Below are 23,635 nucleotides of genomic sequence, written 5' to 3'. Positions count from 1 at the left end.
TCTACAGACGCTGTTTAAACTGGTAGTAGCGACCCTGTTTCGCCAACAGTTCTGTGTGACTACCTTGCTCAATAATATGTCCGTTGTCCATCACAATTATCTGATCAAAACTCGCCAGCCCGCGCAGGCGGTGGGTGACCATCAGCACGGTTTTTCCGGTCATAACATGGGCCAGTAAATCAAGGATTTGGCTCTCGGTTGTTGCGTCCAGCCCTTCAGTGGGTTCATCAAGCAGCATCAGCGGCGCATCGTGCAGCAACGCGCGTGCAATCGCCAGACGGCGCAACTCGCCGCCGGAGAGCTGACGACCGCCTTCCCCGAGCCAGCCGTTCAGCCCGTCGTTCTCAAGCAGTTTTTGCAGCCCAACCTGCTCCAGCATGGCGCGCAGATCATCGTCGGAGGCCTGAGGTGCCGCGAGCAGCAGGTTATCACGCAGTGTTGCGCTGAAGAGGTGCACGCGCTGCGGAACCACGCTCACGGTCTTGCGCAGCGTCTGTTCGCTGAAGTCGGTCAGCGGCGTATCGTTAAACCGAATCTGACCGTGCTGCGGATCCCAGGCACGGGTCAGTAGCTGAAGAAGGGTGGATTTACCGCAACCGGTACGACCGAGGAGCGCAATCCGCTGGCCTGCTTTAACAGACAGCGTGATCCCTTCCAGCGCGTTTTGCGCCTGTTTTTCATAGGCAAAGGTGACGTTATCCAGGGTCAGCGCAACCTGCGCCGGCACGGCGGTCTGAGCGCCGCTGAACGTAACCTCCGGCTCCTGTTCGGCAATCTGGGTGATGCGCAGGGCAGAAGCGATGACCTGCCCGAGATGCTGGAAGGCGCCCGTCACCGGGGCCAGCGCTTCAAACGCGGCCAGGGCGCAGAAAACGAAGAGAGCAATCAGAGGGCCGGGCTGGGTATTCCCGCCTACGCCACCTGAAGCCATCCACAGCATGGCGATGACCGCCACGCCGCCGATCAACATCATCAGCGCCTGGGAGAATGCCGTCAGCTCCGACTGGCGGCGCTGGGCTTCATGCCAGTTCAGCTCAGTGCTTTCCATTTGACTGCGATAACGCGTGCTGGCACCAAAAATGGTCAGTTCCGCCTGTCCCTGCAGCCAGGATGTCAGCTGTTGTCGGTAGTCGCCGCGCAGTCGCGTCAGGTTCTCGCCAGTAGATTTACCTGCACGATAAAACAGCGGTGGCAGGATAATCAGCGTCAGCAGCATGATGCCACCCAGCGTGAGCGCAACGGGAACGTCCAGAACCGACAACCCCAGCGTGACCACCACAATCACCACAAACGCCCCCACGATGGGTGAGATGACACGCAGGTAAAGGTGATCCAGCGTGTCGACATCGGCTACGACACGGTTGAGTAACTCACCCTGACGAAAACGTACCAGCCCGGCAGGGGAGAGGGGTAGCAGTTTGCTGAAGGTGTAAATGCGCAGGTGCTGTAGCACGCGGAAAGTGGCATCGTGGCTGACCAGACGCTCAAAATAACGTCCGGCAGTACGCGTGATTGCGGTGCCGCGAACGCCTGCCGCCGGAAGCATATAGTTAAAGCTGTATAAACCCGCGAACCCCGCGACGGCCGAAGCGGATAAGAACCAGCCGGAGAGCGTAAGCAGACCGATGCTGGCAAGCAGGGTAACAATCGCCAGCACAATGCCCAGCAGCAGCATCCATTTATGGCGTTTATAGAGCGCAAGATAGGGAAGCAGAGCACGCATCAGATATCCTCCTGACGGTTTGCCAGCAGGGTGGCAAACAGGCCCTGCGCGGCAACGAGAGAGGCGTAATCGCCTTGCTCAACAATATGACCATTTTCCATGACCCAAATCTGATCCCAGTCAGCAATACCTTCCAGCTGATGGGTGACCATCAGGGTGGTTTGCTGCCGCGAGGCCGCATTCAGGGCATCCATGACGCGTTGCTCACTGTGTGCGTCAAGGCTCGCTGCTGGCTCGTCGAGCAGCATGAGCTGGCATGGGTTAAGCAGCGCGCGGGCAACCGCCACACGCTGGGCCTGACCGACTGACAGGCCGGCAGACTGGTCACCGACAACGGTATCGACACCCTGCTGTAGCTGCGGCAGAAACTCGCTGACCCAGGCGCGGTCGAGCACGGATTGCAGTTCATCGTCACGCGCATCCGGGCGAGCCAGCAGCACATTGTCTCGCAGCGTGGCGGCAGGAAGCTGAGGGTTTTGTCCCACCCAGCTAAGCTGTTTACGCCAGGCAAGCGGATCGAGATCGCGCAGTTCAGTTTGGTTGATCCGCAGCGATCCGGTGTAGGCCATAAAACCCGATAGCGCATTGAGCAGAGAGCTTTTCCCTGAACCGCTGATGCCTACGAGCACCACACGTTTTCCGGCCGGAAGGGTAAAGTTAAGCGGACCTGCCAGCACGTTGCCTTCAGGCGAAAGAATGGAGAAATCACGTGCTTCAAGGGTAACCGGCTCTTTGGCGTTCAGGGTCACGTCACCGCGTTCCGGATGCGCCAGTGGCGTTTCCATAAACGTTTTCAGGCTGTCAGCCGCGCCCACGGCCTGCGCTTTTGCATGATAGAAGGTACCCAGATCGCGAAGCGGCTGGAAAAATTCGGGGGCCAGTATCAGCGCAAGGAAACCGGCTGAAAGGGTCACAGCCGTGCCGTAGTGGCCAAAATCCAGCGCGCCGAGATACGAGAAGCCAAAGTAGACTGCCACAAGCGCAATCGACAGCGAGGTAAAGAATTCGAGTACGCCGGAGGAGAGGAACGCCAGACGTAACACTTCCATGGTGCGCTGACGGAAATCCTGCGATGCGAGGCGGATATTTTCAGTTTCCGCTTCACCGCGGCCAAAAATGCGCAACGTTTCCATGCCGCGCAGACGGTCAAGGAAATGGCCGCTTAAGCGACCCAGAGCCAGAAAGTTACGTCGGTTAGCGTCCGCGGCACCCATGCCCACCAGCGCCATAAACAGCGGGATCAACGGGGCTGTGCCCAGCAGGATCAGCGCCGCCATCCAGTTGACCGGGAAGATGGCGATGACAATCAGCAACGGAACGAAGACGGCTAGCGCCATCTGTGGCAGATAGCGCGCATAGTAGTCATGCATATCGTCAATCTGCTCAAGGATCAGCGTCGCCCAGCTTCCCGCGGGTTTACCCTGGATCCACGCCGGACCGGCCTCCTGAAGGCGGTCAAGCACCTGACGGCGGATCTCATAGCGGATATGCTGTCCGGCGTGAAAACCCACGCGCTCACGCAGCCAGACCACCCAGGCACGAAGAACAAAAATCAGGATCAGGACGATAAAGGGCAACAGGAGCGCTTCGCGCGGAATGTTCTCCATGATCATGTGATTAAGAATGCGGGCCAGCAGCCATGCCTGGGCAACAATCAACAGACCACTGACAAACCCCAGAAAACGGGAGATTGTTAGCCAGCGGCGGGAAAGAACGCTTTGCTGTTTCAGCCAGCGTGTTAACTCTTGTTGACGGGTTTTTTCCATTGCGTACTTAGCAGGTGACGTTATTAGAAGTTGGGCAGCGCAATGTTACAACGGAGAGACAATAAAGGCGACTTATCGCCGCCTTTATTTACGTTTGTTACTGACTTGTAAAGATTATTTACCTTGTTCCGCCAGCCCGTCGAGGTAGCGTTCCGCGTCCAGCGCGGCCATACAGCCGGTGCCAGCAGAGGTGATCGCCTGACGGTAGATATGGTCCATCACATCGCCAGCAGCGAATACGCCAGGAATGCTGGTCTGGGTCGCGTTGCCGTGAATACCGGACTGCACTTTGATGTAGCCGTTTTCCAGCTCCAGTTGCCCCTCGAAAATCGCGGTGTTCGGGCTGTGACCGATCGCCACAAACAGACCCGCCACTTCCAGCGTTTCGACGTTATCGGTGTTCTGGGTATCACGAATACGCAGACCGGCAACGCCCATCTGATCGCCCGTGACTTCTTCCAGGGTACGGTTGGTGTGCAGCACGATATTGCCACTCGCCACTTTATCCATCAGACGTTTGATCAGGATCTTCTCTGCGCGGAAGGTGTCACGACGGTGGATCAGGTGCACTTCAGAGGCGATGTTCGCCAGATAAAGGGCTTCTTCCACGGCAGTGTTGCCGCCACCGATAACCGCCACTTTCTGGTTGCGATAGAAGAAACCATCGCAGGTTGCGCAGGCGGAGACGCCACGGCCTTTGAATGCTTCTTCAGACGGCAGACCGAGGTAACGGGCAGAAGCGCCGGTCGCGATGATCAGCGCATCACAGGTGTATTCGCCACTGTCGCCCGTCAGACGGAACGGACGGTTCTGCAGGTCAACCTTGTTGATATGATCGAACAGAATTTCGGTTTCGAATTTCGTCGCATGCTCGTGCATACGCTCCATCAGCAGCGGCCCGGTCAGGTCGTTCGGGTCGCCTGGCCAGTTTTCCACTTCCGTGGTGGTGGTCAGCTGACCGCCTTTTTCCATGCCGGTAATCAGAACCGGTTGCAGGTTAGCGCGTGCAGCATAGACCGCCGCGGTATATCCCGCAGGTCCAGAACCAAGAATTAGCAGCTTACTGTGTTTGGCCGTGCCCATGAGATCCCCATTGTTGTTGGCAGACATTTGGCTGGATTGTAGGGAATTTGTTGCCGTAAAAAAAGAGCGCAGCAATTTTGATATCGATATGTGCAATAGCCAGCGACGATGAATTAAGCGCTATAACATCACGCTTTGCGCCGAAATTCGCTCGTTTGTACGGCAATAAAATGAGGATTAATACCCTGCCGTAATGAATATCCGGCATGTTGTACTAAAAATCGATGTTTTGCTTTGACAATCCCCTGCGCTTTTGCGAAAACATTCAAGGAAGAAAAAAAACCGCGTTAACCGCATGCCGCATAGGCATGCACGTAAATGCCATTTTTACCGGGTCAGTGAAATCTACGCATGGCGTGGACAGACGCCATACGTGATATCGGTGACTGCCTTCGGGCAACGGTCTTCTTACCAACAGAACCCGAATCCGCATCGCGTCTAATACATAACCAGGCGATGTGATGACTAACGGGTACAGGCTCTGAACAGTGATGTGCACAGGGTCCAGGCAGGAGTAGGGAAGGAATACAGAGAGACAATAATAATGGTAGATAGCAAGAAGCGCCCTGGCAAAGATCTCGACCGTATCGATCGTAACATTCTTAATGAATTGCAAAAGGATGGGCGTATTTCCAACGTCGAGCTTTCAAAACGTGTGGGTCTTTCCCCGACGCCGTGCCTTGAGCGTGTGCGCCGACTGGAAAGACAGGGTTTCATTCAGGGCTATACGGCTCTGTTGAACCCGCATTATCTGGATGCCTCACTTCTGGTATTTGTTGAGATTACTCTGAATCGTGGTGCGCCGGATGTGTTTGAGCAATTTAACGCCGCTGTACAAAAACTTGAAGAAATTCAAGAGTGTCATCTGGTATCCGGTGATTTCGACTACCTGTTGAAAACCCGTGTGCCTGATATGTCCGCCTACCGTAAGCTGCTGGGTGAAACCCTGCTGCGTCTGCCGGGCGTGAATGACACCCGTACCTATGTGGTGATGGAAGAAGTCAAACAGAGCAATCGTCTGGTTATTAAGACGCGCTAACACGGAACAGGTGCAAAATCAGTGTAGTTTGATTACACTCCTGTTAATCCATACAGCAACAGTGCCGGGGATACCCGGCGCTGTTGTCCGTTTTAGCAAACAGGCAGGATATGCCTGATACCTGGAGAGCCTTTCTTGAGCCAGGAATACACTGAAGACAAAGAAGTCACATTATCGAAGCTAAGCAGCGGACGTCGTCTCCTCGAGGCTTTGCTGATTGTTATTGCCCTTTTTGCCGTCTGGCTGATGGCAGCCCTACTCAGTTTCAACCCCTCAGATCCCAGCTGGTCACAAACCGCCTGGCATGAGCCTATCCATAACTTAGGCGGTGTTCCCGGCGCCTGGCTTGCAGATACGCTCTTCTTCATTTTCGGGGTGATGGCCTACACCCTTCCCGTCATTATCATTGGCGGATGCTGGTTTGCCTGGCGCCATCGTCAAAACGATGACTATATCGACTATTTCGCGGTGTCGCTGCGCCTGATTGGCGCACTGGCGCTAATCCTCACCTCGTGTGGGCTGGCGGCTATCAACGCCGATGATATCTGGTATTTCGCCTCTGGCGGGGTGATCGGCAGCCTGTTGAGTTCTGCGCTACAGCCCATGCTTCACAGCAGCGGTGGAACGCTTGCGTTGCTCTGCATCTGGGCGGCAGGACTGACACTGTTCACCGGCTGGTCGTGGGTGAGCATCGCCGAGAAGATTGGCAGCTTTATCCTTACCCTCCTGACCTTCGCCAGCAACCGTACCCGTCGCGACGATACGTGGGTTGACGAAGATGAATATGAAGATGAGTACGAAGAGGAAGACGATGCTCCCGTTCAGCGTCGCGAATCTCGTCGTGCCCGCATTATGCGCGGCGCGCTGGCGCGTCGTCAGCGTGTTGCCGAGAAATTTGCCAACCCGCTAGGCCGTAAAACCGATGCGGCGCTCTTCTCCGGCAAACGCATGGATGAAGACGATCAGGTTGAATATCGTGCAGCCGGTGCGGCTGTCGATCCAAACGATGTGCTCTTCTCCGGCAACCGTGCCACGCCGGGAGCGTTTGATGAATACGACCCGCTGTTAAATGGTCACTCCGTGACCGAGCCGGTCGCTGCAGCGGCCGCCGCCACTACGGCTTCACAGGCGTATGCCGCTCCAGCCGATGCGGTGATGCCTTCAGCACCGGTTCCACCACCCGAATCCGCCATTCAGCAACCTCAGGTGGAGTGGCAAACCGCCCCTGGTGTTCATACGCCTGAGCCGGTTATTGCGCCAGAGCCAGAGAGCTATATTCCTGTCCAGCAGGAAGCCTGGCAGCAGCCTTATCAGCCGGAGCCGGCATATGAGCCTCAGGGATATCCGCAGTACGCGCAGCCTGCTGCACAGCCTCATCAGGAGTACGTGCCGGAGCCGGTTGAACCTGAACAGCCATACGTAGCGCCTCAGCCAGAGCCTGACGTGGTGGAAGAGGCGAAACCGTCTCGTCCGCCATTGTACTATTTTGAAGAGGTCGAAGAGCGTCGTGCCCGCGAGCGTGAACAGCTGGCGGCCTGGTATCAGCCTGTGCCTGAACCGGTGCAGGAGCCTGTAACCAAAGCACCTTCTGTTTCGGTTCCTCCGGTTGATCCAACGCCTGCCGTTGCACCTGTTGCTGAAAGCGTGAAGCAGGCTACAGCGGCAGCCGCTGCGGCAGCCCCGGTCTTTAGCCTCGCCACAGGCGGTGCGCCACGTCCACAGGTGAAAGAAGGCATTGGCCCGCAGTTACCTCGCCCAAACCGTGTTCGCGTGCCAACGCGGCGTGAGCTGGCCTCCTACGGTATCAAGCTGCCTTCTCAGCGTATGGCTGAGGAAAAAGCGCGCGAGAATGAGTATGAAGATGACGTTGATGAAATGCATCAGGATGAACTGGCGCGCCAGTTCGCCGCCCAGCAGCATCAGCGCTATGGCGAAGAATACCAGCATGAAGTGTATCATCCACAAGACGAAGATGACGCGGCTGAGGCGGAATTAGCGCGCCAGTTCGCGGCCACGCAGCAGCAGCGTTATGCCGGAGAGCAGCCCGCCGGAGCGAATCCGTTCTCGCTGTCGGATTTTGAATTCTCGCCAATGAAAGATCTGGTGGATGATGGCCCGAGCGAGCCGCTGTTCACGCCGAGCGTGATGCCGGACGCTGAACCGACGCGTCCGCAGACTGCGCCAGCGCCGCAGGCGTATGCACAGCCGCAACAACCGGCACCGCAGGCGTATGCACAGCCGCAACAACCGGCACCGCAGGCGTTTGCACAGCCGCAACAACCAGCGCCGCAGGCGTATGCTCAGCAGCAGCAACCGGCGCCGCAGGCGTATGCACAGCCGCAGCAACCTGCACCGCAGGCGTTTGCACAGCCGCAACAACCAGCGCCGCAAGCGTATGCTCAGCAGCAGCAACCGGCGCCGCAGGCTTACGCGCAACCGCAGCAGCCACCACAGTCGCCGCAGTTCCAGCAGCCTCAGGCACAGCCGCAGGAGAGTCTCATTCACCCGCTGCTGATGCGTAACGGCGACAGCCGTCCGTTGCAGCGTCCAAGCACGCCTCTGCCGTCGCTGGATCTGTTAACCCCACCGCCGGCTGAAGTCGAGCCGGTCGATACCTTTGCTCTTGAGCAGATGGCTCGTCTGGTGGAAGCGCGTCTGGCGGACTTCCGTATCAAGGCTGATGTGGTCAACTACTCCCCAGGGCCGGTGATCACTCGCTTCGAACTTAATCTGGCACCAGGCGTAAAAGCCGCGCGTATTTCTAACCTTTCCCGTGACCTGGCGCGGTCTCTGTCGACCGTGGCGGTGCGTGTTGTAGAGGTTATTCCGGGTAAACCTTACGTCGGTCTTGAACTGCCGAATAAGAAACGTCAGACCGTTTACCTGCGCGAAGTCCTGGATAACGCGAAGTTCCGCGATAACCCGTCACCGCTGAGCGTGGTTCTGGGTAAAGATATTGCGGGCGAGCCGGTGGTGGCCGATCTGGCAAAAATGCCTCACCTGCTGGTGGCAGGTACCACCGGCTCCGGTAAATCCGTCGGTGTGAACGCCATGATCCTCAGCATGCTCTATAAAGCGCAGCCGGAAGATGTCCGTTTCATCATGATCGACCCGAAAATGCTGGAACTGTCGGTCTATGAAGGTATCCCGCATCTGCTGACAGAAGTGGTTACCGACATGAAAGACGCGGCCAATGCCCTGCGCTGGAGCGTTAATGAGATGGAGCGTCGCTACAAGCTGATGTCTGCGCTGGGCGTGCGTAACCTTGCCGGTTATAACGAGAAAATCGCCGAAGCGGCACGGATGGGCCGCCCGATTCCGGACCCTTACTGGAAACCGGGCGACAGCATGGATGCCCAACATCCGGTGCTGGAAAAACTGCCTTACATCGTCGTCCTGGTGGATGAATTCGCTGACCTGATGATGACCGTCGGTAAAAAAGTGGAAGAGCTGATTGCACGTCTGGCGCAAAAAGCGCGTGCGGCCGGCATCCACCTGGTTCTGGCGACGCAGCGTCCGTCTGTGGACGTCATTACGGGTCTGATCAAAGCGAACATTCCAACCCGTATCGCGTTTACCGTATCGAGCAAAATTGACTCGCGTACTATTCTCGACCAGGGTGGCGCGGAGTCGCTGCTGGGTATGGGGGACATGCTTTACTCTGGCCCGAACTCCACCTCTCCGGTGCGTGTTCACGGCGCATTTGTTCGCGACCAGGAAGTTCACGCCGTGGTGCAGGACTGGAAAGCGCGCGGTCGTCCGCAATATGTTGATGGCATTACCTCCGACAGCGAAAGCGAAGGCGGCGGTGGTGGCCTGGACGGCGGCGAGGAGCTGGATCCGTTATTCGACCAGGCGGTTAACTTCGTCACCGAAAAACGTAAAGCCTCTATCTCGGGTGTGCAGCGTCAGTTCCGCATCGGCTACAACCGCGCAGCGCGCATCATCGAGCAGATGGAAGCGCAGGGCATTGTGAGCGAGCAGGGGCACAACGGTAACCGTGAGGTGCTGGCACCGCCGCCGTTTGATTAACCTTCAGTGATTGCAAAGAAGGGTAAATCAGCCAAAATTAAGCATTTTCTTCTGTCGCCTGCCTTCGGGCAGGTACACAATAGAGGGCAGAACCCCATATCGGGATGACGTATTTTAAGGAATAACAATGAAAAAAATCGCAATCGCCTGTGCATTACTCACCAGTTTTGTCGCCAGCAGCGTCTGGGCTGATGCAGCCAGCGACCTTAAAAGCCGACTGGATAAAGTGAGCAGTTTCCACGCCAGCTTCACGCAAAAAGTGACTGACGGCAGTGGCAATGCGGTGCAGGAAGGTCAGGGGGATTTGTGGGTAAAACGCCCGAATCTGTTTAACTGGCATATGACTCAGCCGGATGAGAGCATCCTGGTTTCTGATGGTAAGACCCTGTGGTTCTACAACCCGTTTGTCGAGCAGGCTACCGCGACCTGGCTGAAAGACGCGACCAGCAATACGCCTTTCATGCTGATTGCGCGTAACCAGTCCAGCGACTGGCAGCAGTACAATATCAAACAGAATGGTGATGAGTTTGTTCTGACGCCGAAAGGCAGCAATGGCAACCTGAAACAGTTCACCATCAACGTGAGCACCAACGGAACCATTAATCAGTTTGGTGCGGTTGAGCAGGACGACCAGCGTAGCAGCTACCAGCTCAAGACCCAGCAAAACGGCGCGGTTGACGCGTCTAAATTCACCTTTACCCCGCCGCAGGGCGTAACGGTGGACGATCAGCGCAACAAGTAAGAGGCATGAGTGAGCAATCTGTCGCTCGATTTTTCTGAGAATGCGTTTCAACCTCTGGCCGCTCGTATGCGGCCAGAAAATTTAGCGCAGTACATCGGCCAGCAACACCTGCTGGCTGCGGGGAAACCCTTGCCGCGTGCCATTGAGGCCGGGCATCTGCACTCCATGATCCTCTGGGGCCCACCCGGTACAGGCAAAACCACGCTCGCGGAAGTTATCGCCCGCTATGCTAACGCGGATGTCGAGCGCATCTCGGCGGTCACGTCCGGCGTGAAGGAGATCCGCGAGGCAATTGAACGTGCGCGGCAAAATCGCAATGCAGGGCGACGTACCATTCTCTTTGTCGACGAAGTTCACCGTTTCAATAAAAGCCAGCAGGATGCTTTCCTGCCGCACATTGAAGACGGCACCATTTTCTTCATCGGTGCCACCACCGAAAACCCGTCGTTTGAACTCAATTCCGCACTGCTTTCCCGTGCACGTGTTTACCTGCTCAAATCCCTGACCGTGGAGGATATTGAACAGGTTCTCACGCAGGCGATGAACGATAACGTGCGCGGCTACGGCGGGCAGCATATCGTTCTACCTGACGACACGCGCCGGGCGATCGCTGAGCTGGTTAACGGCGACGCCCGCCGGGCACTCAATACGCTGGAAATGATGGCCGATATGGCCGAAGTGGATGCGTCCGGCAAACGGGTACTGAAACCGGCGTTGCTCACCGAAATCGCCGGGGAGCGCAGCGCGCGTTTCGACAATAAAGGCGATCGGTTTTACGATCTGATTTCGGCACTGCATAAGTCGGTGCGCGGCAGCGCGCCCGATGCGGCGCTTTACTGGTATGCCCGCATTATCACCGCCGGTGGCGATCCGCTGTATGTGGCCCGTCGCTGCCTGGCGATTGCCTCTGAAGATGTCGGGAATGCCGACCCGCGCGCCATGCAGGTGGCTATTTCGGCCTGGGACTGCTTTACCCGCGTCGGGCCTGCTGAAGGCGAGCGTGCTATCGCTCAGGCGATTGTTTATCTGGCCTGCGCACCGAAAAGTAACGCTGTCTATACCGCCTTTAAAGCGGCCATGTCCGACGCTCGTGAACGCCCGGATTATGACGTGCCGGTTCATCTGCGCAATGCGCCGACCAAACTGATGAAAGAGATGGGATACGGGCAGGAGTACCGCTACGCCCACGACGAACCCAATGCCTACGCCGCCGGGGAGGAATATTTCCCGCAGGAGATGGCACAAACCCGCTATTATCACCCCACAAACAGAGGTCTTGAAGGCAAGATTGGCGAAAAGCTCGCCTGGCTCGCCGGACAGGATCAAAATAGCCCTATAAAACGCTACCGTTAGTGCGATCGTTGCGGTAATGTTGGCAATGTATCCCTGTGGCCGCAGGCTGTGGTCACATTTTCCTATTTTAATTCGATAAGCACAGGATAAGCATGCTCGATCCCAATCTGCTGCGTAATGAGCCAGACGCAGTCGCTGAAAAACTGGCACGCCGGGGCTTTAAGCTGGATGTAGATAAGCTGCGCGCTCTTGAAGAGCGTCGTAAAGTTCTGCAGGTACAAACTGAAAATCTGCAGGCAGAGCGTAATTCTCGATCGAAATCCATCGGCCAGGCGAAAGCGCGCGGGGAAGACATTGAGCCATTACGCCTGGAAGTGAACAAACTGGGTGAAGAGCTGGATCAGGCGAAAGCGGAGCTGGACGTGCTTCAGGCCGAGATCCGTGATATCGCGCTGGCGATCCCGAACATTCCTGACGATAGCGTACCTGTCGGTAAAGATGAAAACGACAACGTTGAAGTGAAACGCTGGGGCACGCCTCGCGAGTTCGACTTCGAGGTTCGCGATCATGTGACCCTGGGCGAAATGCATGCCGGCCTGGACTTTGCGGCCGCAGTTAAGCTGACCGGTTCTCGCTTCGTTGTGATGAAAGGCCAGATTGCTCATCTGCATCGCGCTCTGGCGCAGTTTATGCTGGATCTGCACACCGAGCAGCACGGTTACAGCGAAACCTACGTCCCGTATCTGGTTAACCACGATACGCTGTACGGTACTGGCCAGCTGCCAAAATTTGCCGGCGATCTGTTCCACACCCGTCCGCTGGATGAGGAAGCTGACAGCAGCAACTACGCGCTGATCCCAACTGCGGAAGTGCCGCTGACTAACCTCTTGCGTGATGAGATCATCGACGAAGACGACCTGCCAATCAAACTGACAGCACACTCTCCGTGCTTCCGTTCTGAAGCGGGTTCTTACGGTCGTGACACGCGTGGTCTGATCCGTATGCACCAGTTCGACAAAGTAGAGATGGTGCAGATTGTCCGCCCGGAAGAGTCGATGGACGCGCTGGAAGAGATGACCGGCCACGCTGAGAAAGTGCTGGAGCTGCTGGGTCTGCCGTACCGTCGTATGGCGCTGTGCACCGGTGATATGGGCTTTGGTGCCTGCAAAACCTTCGACCTGGAAGTCTGGGTTCCTGCGCAGAATACCTACCGTGAAATCTCCTCCTGCTCAAACGTCTGGGATTTCCAGGCGCGTCGTATGCAGGCACGTTGCCGCAGCAAGTCTGACAAGAAAACTCGTCTGGTGCATACCCTGAACGGTTCTGGTCTGGCTGTCGGTCGTACACTGGTTGCCGTGCTGGAAAACTATCAGCAGGCGGACGGTCGTATTGAGATCCCTGAAGTGCTGCGTCCGTACATGAAAGGCCAGCAGTACATCGGTTAATGATTTGACGTGAAACAAAAAAGCGCCTCAGGGCGCTTTTTTTATACCTTAGAATTGATACGACGCAATAACCCCTCCCTCCAAAGTAGTAATACTCCTCCGAATGAAAGTCAGCATAAAAAACCAATAACGAAGTTATTCGTTATATATAAAACTATATAGCGGCATATGCCGCCTCTCTTTTCTTTGTGAGCAACCAAAGTGAGTCTCTATGAAAATCAAAGCGCCTGAAGCGTTAATGGCTGCCGAGGTCACTCGCCGTGGGTTGATGAAAACCACGGCAATTGGTGGTCTGGCCGTTGCCAGCAGCGCCTTTACGCTCCCTTTTTCTCGTCTGGTGTCGGCGGCGGATGCATTGTCCCCGGCCACCCCGGAAAAAGTGGTGTGGAGTGCCTGTACCGTAAACTGCGGTAGCCGTTGTCCACTGCGTATGCATGTGGTGGATGGTGAGATTAAATATGTCGAAACCGATAATACCGGGGACGATAACTACGAGGGGTTACATCAGGTCCGCGCCTGCTTACGCGGCCGTTCAATGCGTCGTCGCGTTTATAACCCGGACCGCCTGAAGTACCCGATGAAACGCGTTGGCAAGCGTGGAGAAGGGAAGTTCGAGCGCATTAGCTGGGATGAAGCCTACGACATTATCGCGACGAACATGCAGCGTCTGATCAAAGACTACGGCAACGAATCCATCTATCTGAACTATGGCACCGGGACGCTCGGCGGCACGCTGACCCGCTCCTGGCCACCGGGGAAAACGCTGGTGGCCCGTCTGATGAACTGCTGCGGCGGTTATCTGAACCATTATGGCGACTACTCTTCGGCGCAGATTGCCGCCGGTCTGAACTACACCTACGGTGGCTGGGCAGACGGTAACAGCCCGTCTGATATCGAAAACAGTAAGCTGGTGGTGCTGTTCGGCAACAACCCGGGTGAAACGCGCATGAGCGGTGGCGGGGTAACGTACTACCTCGAACAAGCGCGCGCCAAATCGAATGCCCGCATGATTATTATCGACCCGCGCTATACCGACACCGGAGCAGGGCGTGAAGATGAGTGGATTCCGATTCGTCCAGGCACCGATGCTGCGCTGGTCTCCGCGCTGGCATGGGTGATGATCACTGAAAATCTGGTCGATCAGCCGTTCCTCGATAAATACTGCGTCGGTTATGACGAGAAAACATTGCCAGCCAGCGCGCCGGCTAATGGCCACTATAAGGCCTATATTCTCGGTCAGGGCAGCGACGGTATTGCCAAAACGCCGGAATGGGCGTCCACCATCACGGGAATTCCGGTTGACCGTATTGTTCAACTGGCACGCGAGATTGGTTCGGCTAAACCGGCCTATATTAGTCAGGGCTGGGGTCCACAGCGTCATGCGAACGGTGAAATTGCCACCCGTGCCATTTCGATGCTCGCCATTCTGACGGGTAACGTAGGCATTCATGGCGGTAACACCGGTGCGCGTGAAGGCTCCTATGAAGTGCCGTTTGAACGTATGCCGACGCTGGAAAACCCGGTTCAGACCAGTATCTCCATGTTTATGTGGACTGATGCCATTGAACGCGGCCCGGAAATGACTGCGCTGCGTGACGGCGTGCGGGGTAAGGACAAACTGGATGTCCCGATCAAAATGATCTGGAACTACGCCGGCAACTGTCTCATCAACCAGCACTCTGAAATTAACCGCACCCATGAAATCCTGCAGGATGACAAGAAGTGCGAGATGATTGTGGTGATCGACTGCCACATGACTTCTTCGGCAAAATATGCCGATATTATTCTCCCGGACTGCACGGCTTCTGAGCAGATGGATTTCGCGCTGGATGCCTCCTGCGGCAACATGTCCTATGTCATCTTTACCGATCAGGCTATTAAACCTCGCTTTGAGTGCAAAACCATCTATGAGATGACCTCTGAGCTGGCGAAACGTCTTGGCGTTGAGCAGCAATTTACCGAGGGGCGCACGCAGGAAGGGTGGATGCGCCATCTGCATGAACTCTCCCGCAAAGCGATCCCTGACCTTCCGGATTTCGATACCTTCCGTGAGCAGGGGATGTACAAACAGCGTGATCCGGAAGGCCACCACGTGGCGTACAAAGCTTTCCGTGACGATCCGCAGGCCAATCCGCTGACCACGCCATCGGGCAAAATTGAAATTTATTCAGAAGAGCTGGCAAAAATTGCCTCTACCTGGGAGTTGCCGGAAGGGGATGTTATCGATCCGCTGCCGATCTACACGCCGGGCTTTGAAAACTACAACGATCCGCTGACCGCGAAATTCCCGCTGCAGTTGACCGGCTTCCACTACAAAGCGCGTGTTCACTCTACCTATGGCAACGTCGACGTACTGAAAGCTGCCTGCCGTCAGGAGATGTGGATTAACCCGATGGATGCCAAAGCCCGTGGGATCAGCAATGGCGACCGCGTGCGCATCTTTAACGGTCGCGGTGAGGTACACATTGAAGCCAAGGTGACTCCGCGCATGATGCCTGGCGTTGTCGCGCTGGGGGAAGGGGCCTGGTATAGCCCGGATGCGAATCGCATCGACCAGGCAGGCAGTATTAACGTACTGACCACGCAGCGTCCGTCGCCACTGGCGAAGGGCAACCCGTCCCACACGAACCTTGTTCAGGTTGAAAAGGTGTAAGGAGTAACCGATGACAACCCAGTATGGATTTTTTATTGATTCCAGCCGCTGCACCGGGTGCAAAACCTGCGAGCTCGCCTGCAAGGATTACAAAGATTTAACCCCGGACGTCAGCTTCCGCCGTATTTACGAATACGCGGGCGGTGACTGGCAGGAAGACAACGGTGTCTGGCACCAGAACGTGTTTGCCTACTACCTGTCGATTGCCTGCAACCACTGCGAAGACCCGGCCTGCACCAAGGTCTGCCCGAGCGGGGCGATGCACAAGCGTGACGACGGGTTTGTGGTGGTGGATGAAGATGTCTGCATCGGCTGTCGCTACTGCCACATGGCCTGTCCGTACGGTGCCCCGCAGTATAATGCCGCCAAAGGGCATATGACCAAGTGCGACGGCTGCCACACTCGCGTGGCAGACGGCAAAAAGCCGATCTGCGTGGAGTCCTGTCCGCTGCGTGCGCTGGACTTCGGTCCTATCGACGAGCTGCGTAAAAAACATGGTCAGCTGGCGGCCGTCGCGCCGCTGCCGTCCGCGCACTTCACGAAGCCAAGCATCGTGATTAAACCTAACGCCAACAGCCGCCCGACAGGGGATACCACCGGCTACCTGGCAAACCCGAAGGAGGTGTGAGATGGGAAGTGGATGGCATGAATGGCCGCTGATGATCTTCACGGTCTTTGGGCAGTGTGTGGCGGGCGGTTTTATTGTCCTCGCGCTGGCGCTGCTGAAAGGGAATCTCACTGCTGAGCAACAACAACGTTTAGTGTTGAGTATGTTTGGCCTGTGGGTGCTGATGGGAATTGGCTTTATTGCCTCTACGCTGCACCTCGGCTCGCCAATGCGCGCGTTCAACTCCCTGAACCGGGTGGGCGCGTCGTCACTCAGTAATGAAATCGCCAGCGGTGCGATCTTCTTTGCTGTGGGTGGGCTGGGTTGGCTGCTGGCAGCACTGAAGAAATTGCCGGCAGGGCTGCGCAGCGTGTGGCTGATTGTCACGATGGTGCTGGGCGTGGTGTTTGTGTGGATGATGGTGCGGGTCTATAACACCATCGACACCGTGCCGACCTGGTACAGCATCTGGACGCCGATGAGCTTCTTCCTGACGCTGTTTATTGGTGGGCCGCTTCTTGGCTTCATGCTGCTGCGCGTCGCGGGTGTTGACGGTTGGGCGATGCGTTTGCTGCCTGTCGTTTCACTGCTGGCGCTGGTGGTGAGCGCAGTCGTCACCCTGATGCAGGGCGCGGAGCTGGCAACCATTCACAGCTCTGTTCAGCAGGCGTCTGCCCTGGTGCCGGCATACGGCTCGCTGATGGCCTGGCGCGTGGTCCTGCTGGTGGCGGCACTGGTGTGCTGGATTGTGCCTCAGCTTAAGGGGTATCAACCCGCGTTGCCGCTCCTGTCACTGGCTTTTGTGCTGGTCCTCGCAGGTGAACTGATCGGCCGCGGTGTGTTCTACGGTTTGCATATGACCGTAGGTATGGCCGTCGCCAGTTAACGTTGCCGTGGGTGAGATAAAGCCGGGACGGAGCGCCCGGCTTTTTTTATTTTAATCATGAAATTTTTCGACTGACGTTTTGTTTTCACTTCGGGCATTAATAAATAAAAACAGATACATAATTCATATCTATAGCAGGCGTTGCATTAGCAGGATAAGTTTTTTAAATCGACAGGGAACATATCGTGCGTGGCGGTGAAAACAGTGGATTGACTTTGTTTTTGCCAGTGGCATGATGCGCACGAAATCTGAACTTCCTCGCGGTTTTTAATCCATGACCATCTATACCCGGCCAGTGCTTTTATTGCTCTGTGGCCTGCTTCTGCTGACCCTGGCGATCGCAGTGTTAAATACGCTCGTCCCGCTGTGGCTCGCCCATGAAAACTTACCGACCTGGCAGGTGGGTATGGTCAGCTCGTCCTTTTTTACCGGCAACCTGCTGGGTACGCTGGTTACAGGAAGCCTGATTAAACGCTTTGGTTTTAACCGCAGCTATTATCTGGCCTCGCTGCTCTTCGCTGTCGGATGTGCCGGGCTGGGCCTGATGGTCGGCTTCTGGAGTTGGATGGTATGGCGCTTTATCGCCGGAGTGGGTTGCGCGATGATTTGGGTGGTGGTTGAAAGCGCGCTGATGTGCAGCGGCACGTCACGTAACCGCGGACGCCTGCTGGCAGCCTATATGATGGTTTATTACATCGGTACCGTGCTTGGTCAACTGATGGTGAGCAAACTGCCAACCGACCTGATGAGCGTTCTGCCGTGGGTGACGGGAATGGTGCTGGCAGCAATCCTGCCGCTGCTCTTTACGCGCATTGTGAACCAGAATAGCGAACACCAGGAAGCAACCCACGTCTGGCCAATGCTGAGACTGCGTCAGGCGCGTCTTGGCGTTAACGGCTGTATTATCTCCGGAATTGTGCTTGGTTCACTGTATGGCCTGATGCCGCTTTATCTGAACCATCAGGGCGTCAGCGATTCCGGGATCGGTTTCTGGATGGCGGTGATGGTGAGTGCGGGGATTGTCGGTCAGTGGCCGATTGGACGCCTGGCCGATCGCTTTGGTCGCCTGTTGGTGCTGCGTGTTCAGGTTTTTGTGGTGATCATGGGTTGTCTCGCCATGCTCAGCAATGCGGCGATGGCGCCTGCGCTGTTTATTCTGGGTGCCGCAGGTTTTACGCTCTATCCGGTCGCGATGGCCTGGGCCTGTGAGAAAGTTGAACACCACCAGTTAGTGGCAATGAACCAGGCGTTGTTACTGAGCTATACCATCGGCAGCCTGCTGGGACCGACCTTTACCGCGATGCTGATGCAGAATTACTCCGACAATTTGCTGTTTATTATGATTGCCAGCGTATCGTTTATTTATCTCTTAATGCTGCTGCGCAAAGTGGGAGAACACCCGACGCCTGTGGCGCATGCCTGATTAATAAAAAGCCAGTCGATGACTGGCTTTTTTGTCCCCATCACATATAAGACTTTTACGTATTGTTTGTTTATTGCACCAGGCGATAATTCAGGTGAGTTATATCACTAAAAGGCAACAATCATGTCTACTCGTCGTTTTACCACTACCGCTCTGGCAGTAGTGTTGTCTTTAACGTTTGCTGTAGCTCCGGTCATGGCTAACCCGGGTAACGGGAATGGCAGTGGTCACGGGAACAGTGGCGGACAAGGTAATGGCGGCAGTCACGGCAATTCCGGTAGTCATGGCAACGGAAATTCCGGTACCCACGGTAATAAACAAAATAACGGACAGGAAAATCCAGGTAAATCGAATAAAAGCGTCAGTGACGATGTCGACGCCCGTGTGAGCTTCGATCATGCCCGTCACCTGGCACTCAATTACGGCTTAACAGGTTATGAGTCACTGCCTCCGGGTATTGCGAAGAACCTCGCACGCGGTAAACCGCTCCCTCCGGGCATTGCGAAGAAAACCGTGCCGGCTTCTATGCTGGGCCAGCTTCCTTCCTATCCTGGCTATGAATGGCGTGTCGTCGGTGACGATCTGGTCTTAATTGCGCTGAGTACTGCGGTTGTGACCACCATTATTAATGGCGTCTTCAGATAATATAAAAAAGGCCCGGTTCTCACCGGGCCTTTTCTTAATACATTACCTTGTGGCCGTACTGTTCAAGAATACCTTTCACGCGTTCCATCGTCTCTTTCTTCGGCGGCTTAACGCCATCGAGTTTATATTCTTCGCCCATGGCGACCCACTTGTGTTTACCCAGTTCGTGGTAGGGCAGAAGCTCAATTTTCTCAACGTTGCCCATATCGCGGGTAAATTCTCCCAGCCGATGCGCGGAATCGTCATCATCTGACCAGCCAGGTACAACAACATAGCGGATCCAGGTTTTGATGCCTTTCCCGGAGATGTATTTGGCGAACTCCAGCGTACGGTGGTTGGAAACACCCACCAGATTCTGGTGGATCTCATCGTTCATCTGTTTGAGATCGAGCATCACCAGGTCGGTGACGTCGAGCAGTTCATCAATGACCGGATCGTAGCGGCGGACAAAACCGTTTGTATCGAGACAGGTATGAATGCCTTCTTTGCGACAGGCGCGGAACCAGTCGCGCACGAATTCGGCTTGCAGAATGGCTTCACCGCCGGAAGCGGTTACGCCGCCGCCGGATGCGTTCATAAAGTGACGATAGGTCACCACCTCTTTCATCAGTTCTTCGACGGTCACTTCTTTGCCGCCGTGCGTATCCCAGGTGTCACGGTTATGGCAGTACAGGCAGCGCATCAGGCAGCCCTGGAAAAAAGTGATAAAGCGGATACCCGGGCCATCGACAGTGCCACAGGATTCAAAGGAGTGAATGCGACCAATAATTGACATTGCGGTGATATCTCCAGCATCGGCCCGTCCGGGGCCTGTGTATGCACAGCTCAAAACCGGCTGTGTTTAAGTCTGTTTTGGCTGTTATCCATAGAGTATAGATAGCGGACAAAAGAGACTGTGATGGAGAGAGTGTTAAAAAGGCCCCACGTATGTGGAGCCTTTATTGTACGCCTTTTAACGCGTGATTTCAGTCAATTCCACTTACATGGACTGAGTGAAAGTACGGGTGATAACGTCCTGCTGCTGTTCTTTCGTCAGGGAGTTAAAACGTACTGCGTAGCCGGATACACGGATGGTCAGCTGAGGATATTTCTCAGGGTGTTCCATCGCATCAAGCAGCATTTCACGGTTCATTACGTTCACGTTCAGGTGCTGACCACCTTCAATGGACGCTTCGTGGTGGAAGTAACCATCCATCAGACCCGCGAGGTTAGTTTTACGTACTTCGTCGTCTTTACCCAGCGCATTTGGCACGATAGAGAAGGTGTAAGAGATACCATCTTTCGCGTAAGCAAACGGCAGTTTAGCGACGGAGGTCAGAGAGGCAACAGCACCTTTCTGGTCACGACCGTGCATTGGGTTAGCCCCTGGGCCGAATGGCGCACCTGCGCGACGACCGTCTGGGGTGTTACCGGTTTTCTTACCATACACAACGTTAGACGTGATGGTCAGAACAGACTGAGTCGGGATAGCGTTACGGTAAGTGGTCAGTTTCTGAATTTTCTTCATGAAACGTTCAACCAGGTCAACCGCCATGTCATCAACGCGAGAGTCGTTGTTACCAAACTGCGGATATTCGCCTTCGATTTCGAAGTCAACAGCCAGACCGTCTTCGTCACGAATTGGTTTAACTTTCGCATATTTGATTGCAGACAGGGAGTCAGCCGCAACGGACAGACCTGCGATACCACACGCCATGGTGCGGATAACGTCACGGTCATGCAGCGCCATCAGAGAGGCTTCGTAGCTGTACTTGTCGTGCATGTAGTGGATAACGTTCAGGGCAGTGACGTACTGTTTAGCCAGCCAGTCCATGAAGTGATCCATACGCTCCATGACTTCATCGAAGTTCAGAACGTCGCCTTTGATTGGTTCAGACTTAGGACCAACCTGCATTTTCAGTTTTTCATCAACGCCGCCGTTGATTGCGTACAGCATGGTTTTCGCCAGGTTTGCACGCGCACCGAAGAACTGCATTTGTTTACCAACAACCATTGGGCTTACGCAGCATGCGATAGCGTAGTCATCGTTGTTGAAGTCCGGACGCATCAAGTCATCGTTCTCGTACTGCAGAGAAGAGGTGTCGATGGACACTTTAGCGGCGAATTTCTTAAAGTTCAGAGGCAGTTTTTCAGACCACAGAACGGTGATGTTCGGCTCCGGAGAAGGACCCATGGTGTACAGGGTGTTCAGGAAGCGGAAGCTGTTTTTGGTAACCAGAGTACGGCCATCAACACCCATACCACCGATAGATTCCGTTGCCCAGATTGGGTCACCAGAGAACAGCTCATCGTATTCAGGGGTACGCAGGAAGCGAACCATACGCAGTTTCATGACCAGGTGGTCAATCATTTCCTGAGCGTCTTGCTCGGTGATTTTGCCCGCTTTCATATCACGTTCGATGTAAGCATCCAGGAAGGTGGATACACGACCGAAGGACATTGCTGCACCGTTCTGAGACTTAACAGCGGCCAGGTAGCCGAAGTAGGTCCACTGGATAGCTTCCTGAGCGTTGGTTGCAGGACCAGAGATATCGCAGCCATATTTAGCCGCCATTTCTTTGATCTGACCCAGCGCGCGATGCTGTTCAGCGATTTCTTCACGCAGACGGATAGTCGCTTCCAGGTTTACACCGTTTTCCAGATCAGACTGCAGGGAAACAAACTGCGCGTATTTGTCTTTCATCAGGAAGTCGATACCGTACAGCGCAACGCGACGGTAGTCACCGATGATACGGCCACGGCCATAGGCATCTGGCAGACCAGTCAGAACGCCAGATTTACGGCAGTTCAGAATGTCTTTGGTGTAAACATCGAATACACCCTGGTTGTGGGTTTTGCGGTATTCGGTGAAGATTTTTTTCAGCATTGGGTCCAGCTCGCGGTTATACGCTTTGCAGGAACCTTCAACCATTTTGATACCACCGAACGGGATGATCGCACGTTTCAGTGGTGCTTCAGTTTGCAGACCAACGATTTTCTCAAGGGCTTTGTTAATGTAGCCAGCATCGTGAGAAGTGATGGTAGAAGCAACGGAGGTGTCAAAATCAACTGGCGCGTGAGTGCGGTTTTCCAGTTTTACGCCTTCCATTACGCTGTCCCACAGCTTGGTGGTCGCGTCAGTTGCACCAGCCAGGAAGGATTCGTCACCTTCATACGGGGTATAGTTTTTCTGAATGAAGTCACGTACGTTTACTTCATTCTGCCAGTCACCTTTCGCAAAACCTTCCCAGGCTGTGGCTAACTTTTCATTAAGCTCGGACATGTAACACCTACCTTCTTAAGTGGATTTTTTATTTACTGCCTGAGATAACCATCAATGATGGTCGTCGCCACGCAGGTAAATGACCCAGTATGTCAACCCAACTAACAGACCCCCACCGATAATGTTCCCGATAGTGACAGGGATCAGGTTATCAGTAATGAAATTCATAATAGTCAGGTGAGAGAAACTTTCCGGGGTTGAACCAACAGCAGTCCAGAACTCCGGGCTTGCAAAGTTGCGGATTACAATTCCCATTGGGATCATAAACATGTTCGCAATACTGTGCTCGAAGCCGCTGGCAACAAACATCGCAACCGGCAGAACCATAATCATGGCTTTATCCATCAGGCTACGACCCGAGTAGCTCATCCAGACAGCCAGGCAAACCATCAGGTTAGCGAGGATGCCGAGAGCAACGGCTTCGATAAATGTGTGGTGCATTTTGTGGTCTGCAGTCTGCAGGACGTTGAGTCCCCAGCCACCGTTGGCGGTCATATACTCGCCAGAGAGCCACATCAACAGAACAAAGAGCAGACAGCCAATCAGGTTGCCAACATAGACATTAAGCCAGTTGCGCGCCAGTTGACCCCAGGTAATTCTTCCGCTGGCTTTTGCCACGACAATCAACACTGTAGAAGTGAAGAGGTCGGCGCCGCAGATGACGCAAAGAATCAGTCCCAGTGAGAAGCAAATACCGCCAATCAGTTTCGCCATGCCGAAAGGCATCGCGGCAGTACCGGTGGTGGCAGTGATGTAGAAGACAAACGCGATAGAGATGAACACACCAGCCGTGATCGCCAGATAGAACGTCTTCATCGGGTGTTTCGTTGCTTTATAGACACCCGCTTCTTCGGCAACTTTGGCCATAGCAGCTGGGAGTAAAAGATCAAAAGGGTTGTCAGCTTTCACACTAACTCTCTCTTTATTAAGTCGGCGACGAGATACTAACAAAGCATTATAGAAGAGAAATTGATATAGATCATATCTCGCCTGGCTTATAGGCCCGCAATGTGTATGGATTTACAGCAAAAGCGGA

The 23,635-nt window shown here is 55.0% G+C and carries 16 protein-coding genes; 10 read left to right on the top strand and 6 right to left on the bottom strand.

The features are described 5' to 3' along the window. Window position 1: 1 nt before the first annotated feature. The 3 genes from cydC to trxB form a co-directional block, all read right to left on the bottom strand. A complete protein-coding gene (gene cydC / locus ACMVME_RS05440; RefSeq protein WP_014169363.1) occupies window positions 2–1,723 on the bottom strand; it encodes a heme ABC transporter ATP-binding protein/permease CydC in 1,722 nt (573 codons plus the stop codon). Continuing rightward, window positions 1,723–3,489, bottom strand: a complete 1,767-nt coding sequence (gene cydD, locus ACMVME_RS05435) for a heme ABC transporter permease/ATP-binding protein CydD (protein ID WP_193163011.1) — start codon at window positions 3,487–3,489, stop codon at window positions 1,723–1,725. The genes cydC and cydD overlap by 1 nt, the downstream gene beginning before the upstream one ends. Window positions 3,490–3,603: 114 nt before the next feature. After that, on the bottom strand, window positions 3,604–4,572 hold the full coding sequence (gene trxB, locus ACMVME_RS05430) for a thioredoxin-disulfide reductase (protein WP_025204565.1): 969 nt from the start codon (window positions 4,570–4,572) through the stop codon (window positions 3,604–3,606). 544 nt (window positions 4,573–5,116) lie between these two features. Between trxB and lrp the strand changes: the two genes are divergently transcribed. From lrp to ACMVME_RS05380, 10 genes are all read left to right on the top strand, one after another. Continuing rightward, entirely contained in the window at window positions 5,117–5,611 is a 495-nt protein-coding gene (lrp, locus tag ACMVME_RS05425; RefSeq protein WP_000228469.1) for a leucine-responsive transcriptional regulator Lrp, read from the top strand. Between the two features lie 135 nt (window positions 5,612–5,746). Further along, the gene (locus ACMVME_RS05420; protein ID WP_068794457.1) at window positions 5,747–9,643 is read left to right on the top strand and encodes a DNA translocase FtsK 4TM domain-containing protein; all 3,897 of its coding nucleotides are present in this window, start codon (window positions 5,747–5,749) and stop codon (window positions 9,641–9,643) included. Between the two features lie 127 nt (window positions 9,644–9,770). Further along, window positions 9,771–10,385: an outer membrane lipoprotein chaperone LolA gene (gene lolA, locus ACMVME_RS05415; protein ID WP_014169368.1), complete on the top strand. Its 615-nt coding sequence runs from the start codon at window positions 9,771–9,773 to the stop codon at window positions 10,383–10,385. A gap of 9 nt (window positions 10,386–10,394) precedes the next feature. Further along, window positions 10,395–11,738 (top strand): replication-associated recombination protein RarA, encoded by a 1,344-nt coding sequence (rarA, locus tag ACMVME_RS05410; protein WP_068794458.1) that lies wholly within the window; start codon window positions 10,395–10,397, stop codon window positions 11,736–11,738. 92 nt (window positions 11,739–11,830) lie between these two features. Continuing rightward, window positions 11,831–13,123 carry a serine--tRNA ligase gene (serS, locus tag ACMVME_RS05405; RefSeq protein WP_414743394.1) on the top strand — a complete coding sequence of 431 codons (1,293 nt, stop codon included), beginning with the start codon at window positions 11,831–11,833 and terminating at the stop codon, window positions 13,121–13,123. A gap of 211 nt (window positions 13,124–13,334) precedes the next feature. After that, window positions 13,335–15,776 carry a dimethylsulfoxide reductase subunit A gene (gene dmsA / locus ACMVME_RS05400; protein WP_020884827.1) on the top strand — a complete coding sequence of 814 codons (2,442 nt, stop codon included), beginning with the start codon at window positions 13,335–13,337 and terminating at the stop codon, window positions 15,774–15,776. A gap of 10 nt (window positions 15,777–15,786) precedes the next feature. Next, window positions 15,787–16,404 carry a DMSO/selenate family reductase complex B subunit gene (locus ACMVME_RS05395; protein WP_014169373.1) on the top strand — a complete coding sequence of 206 codons (618 nt, stop codon included), beginning with the start codon at window positions 15,787–15,789 and terminating at the stop codon, window positions 16,402–16,404. Between the two features lies 1 nt (window position 16,405). Then, window positions 16,406–17,269, top strand: coding sequence for a dimethyl sulfoxide reductase anchor subunit family protein (locus tag ACMVME_RS05390; protein WP_014169375.1), 864 nt, complete (start codon window positions 16,406–16,408; stop codon window positions 17,267–17,269). Between the two features lie 274 nt (window positions 17,270–17,543). Then, entirely contained in the window at window positions 17,544–18,692 is a 1,149-nt protein-coding gene (locus ACMVME_RS05385) for an MFS transporter (protein WP_014169376.1), read from the top strand. A 123-nt stretch (window positions 18,693–18,815) separates the two neighbouring features. Beyond that, window positions 18,816–19,337: an anti-virulence regulator CigR family protein gene (locus ACMVME_RS05380; RefSeq protein ID WP_014169377.1), complete on the top strand. Its 522-nt coding sequence runs from the start codon at window positions 18,816–18,818 to the stop codon at window positions 19,335–19,337. 34 nt (window positions 19,338–19,371) lie between these two features. Here the strand turns inward: ACMVME_RS05380 and pflA are convergent, their stop codons facing one another. The 3 genes from pflA to focA form a co-directional block, all read right to left on the bottom strand. After that, entirely contained in the window at window positions 19,372–20,112 is a 741-nt protein-coding gene (gene pflA, locus ACMVME_RS05375; RefSeq protein WP_020884823.1) for a pyruvate formate lyase 1-activating protein, read from the bottom strand. 204 nt (window positions 20,113–20,316) lie between these two features. Next, window positions 20,317–22,599, bottom strand: coding sequence for a formate C-acetyltransferase (gene pflB / locus ACMVME_RS05370; RefSeq protein ID WP_014169380.1), 2,283 nt, complete (start codon window positions 22,597–22,599; stop codon window positions 20,317–20,319). Between the two features lie 51 nt (window positions 22,600–22,650). Continuing rightward, a complete protein-coding gene (focA, locus tag ACMVME_RS05365; protein ID WP_025204555.1) occupies window positions 22,651–23,508 on the bottom strand; it encodes a formate transporter FocA in 858 nt (285 codons plus the stop codon). Window positions 23,509–23,635 lie beyond the last annotated feature (127 nt).

The sequence above is a fragment of the Enterobacter cloacae complex sp. 2024EL-00711 genome (genome assembly GCF_047529885.1).
Taxonomy (GTDB): Bacteria; Pseudomonadota; Gammaproteobacteria; order Enterobacterales; family Enterobacteriaceae; genus Enterobacter; species Enterobacter ludwigii.
The sequence above is the reverse complement of the archived record's forward strand: the minus strand, read 5'-3'. Positions and strand labels throughout refer to the sequence as shown.

Bases quoted from the DNA above. Each gene is read 5' to 3' on its own strand.
- cydC (WP_014169363.1), bottom strand. From the start codon at position 1,723: ATGCGTGCTCTGCTTCCCTATCTTGCGCTCTATAAACGCCATAAATGG.
- cydD (WP_193163011.1), bottom strand. From the start codon at position 3,489: ATGGAAAAAACCCGTCAACAAGAGTTAACACGCTGGCTGAAACAGCAA.
- trxB (WP_025204565.1), bottom strand. From the start codon at position 4,572: ATGGGCACGGCCAAACACAGTAAGCTGCTAATTCTTGGTTCTGGACCT.
- lrp (WP_000228469.1), top strand. From the start codon at position 5,117: ATGGTAGATAGCAAGAAGCGCCCTGGCAAAGATCTCGACCGTATCGAT.
- lolA (WP_014169368.1), top strand. From the start codon at position 9,771: ATGAAAAAAATCGCAATCGCCTGTGCATTACTCACCAGTTTTGTCGCC.
- serS (WP_414743394.1), top strand. From the start codon at position 11,831: ATGCTCGATCCCAATCTGCTGCGTAATGAGCCAGACGCAGTCGCTGAA.
- dmsA (WP_020884827.1), top strand. From the start codon at position 13,335: ATGAAAATCAAAGCGCCTGAAGCGTTAATGGCTGCCGAGGTCACTCGC.
- ACMVME_RS05395 (WP_014169373.1), top strand. From the start codon at position 15,787: ATGACAACCCAGTATGGATTTTTTATTGATTCCAGCCGCTGCACCGGG.
- ACMVME_RS05390 (WP_014169375.1), top strand. From the start codon at position 16,406: ATGGGAAGTGGATGGCATGAATGGCCGCTGATGATCTTCACGGTCTTT.
- ACMVME_RS05385 (WP_014169376.1), top strand. From the start codon at position 17,544: ATGACCATCTATACCCGGCCAGTGCTTTTATTGCTCTGTGGCCTGCTT.
- ACMVME_RS05380 (WP_014169377.1), top strand. From the start codon at position 18,816: ATGTCTACTCGTCGTTTTACCACTACCGCTCTGGCAGTAGTGTTGTCT.
- pflA (WP_020884823.1), bottom strand. From the start codon at position 20,112: ATGTCAATTATTGGTCGCATTCACTCCTTTGAATCCTGTGGCACTGTC.
- pflB (WP_014169380.1), bottom strand. From the start codon at position 22,599: ATGTCCGAGCTTAATGAAAAGTTAGCCACAGCCTGGGAAGGTTTTGCG.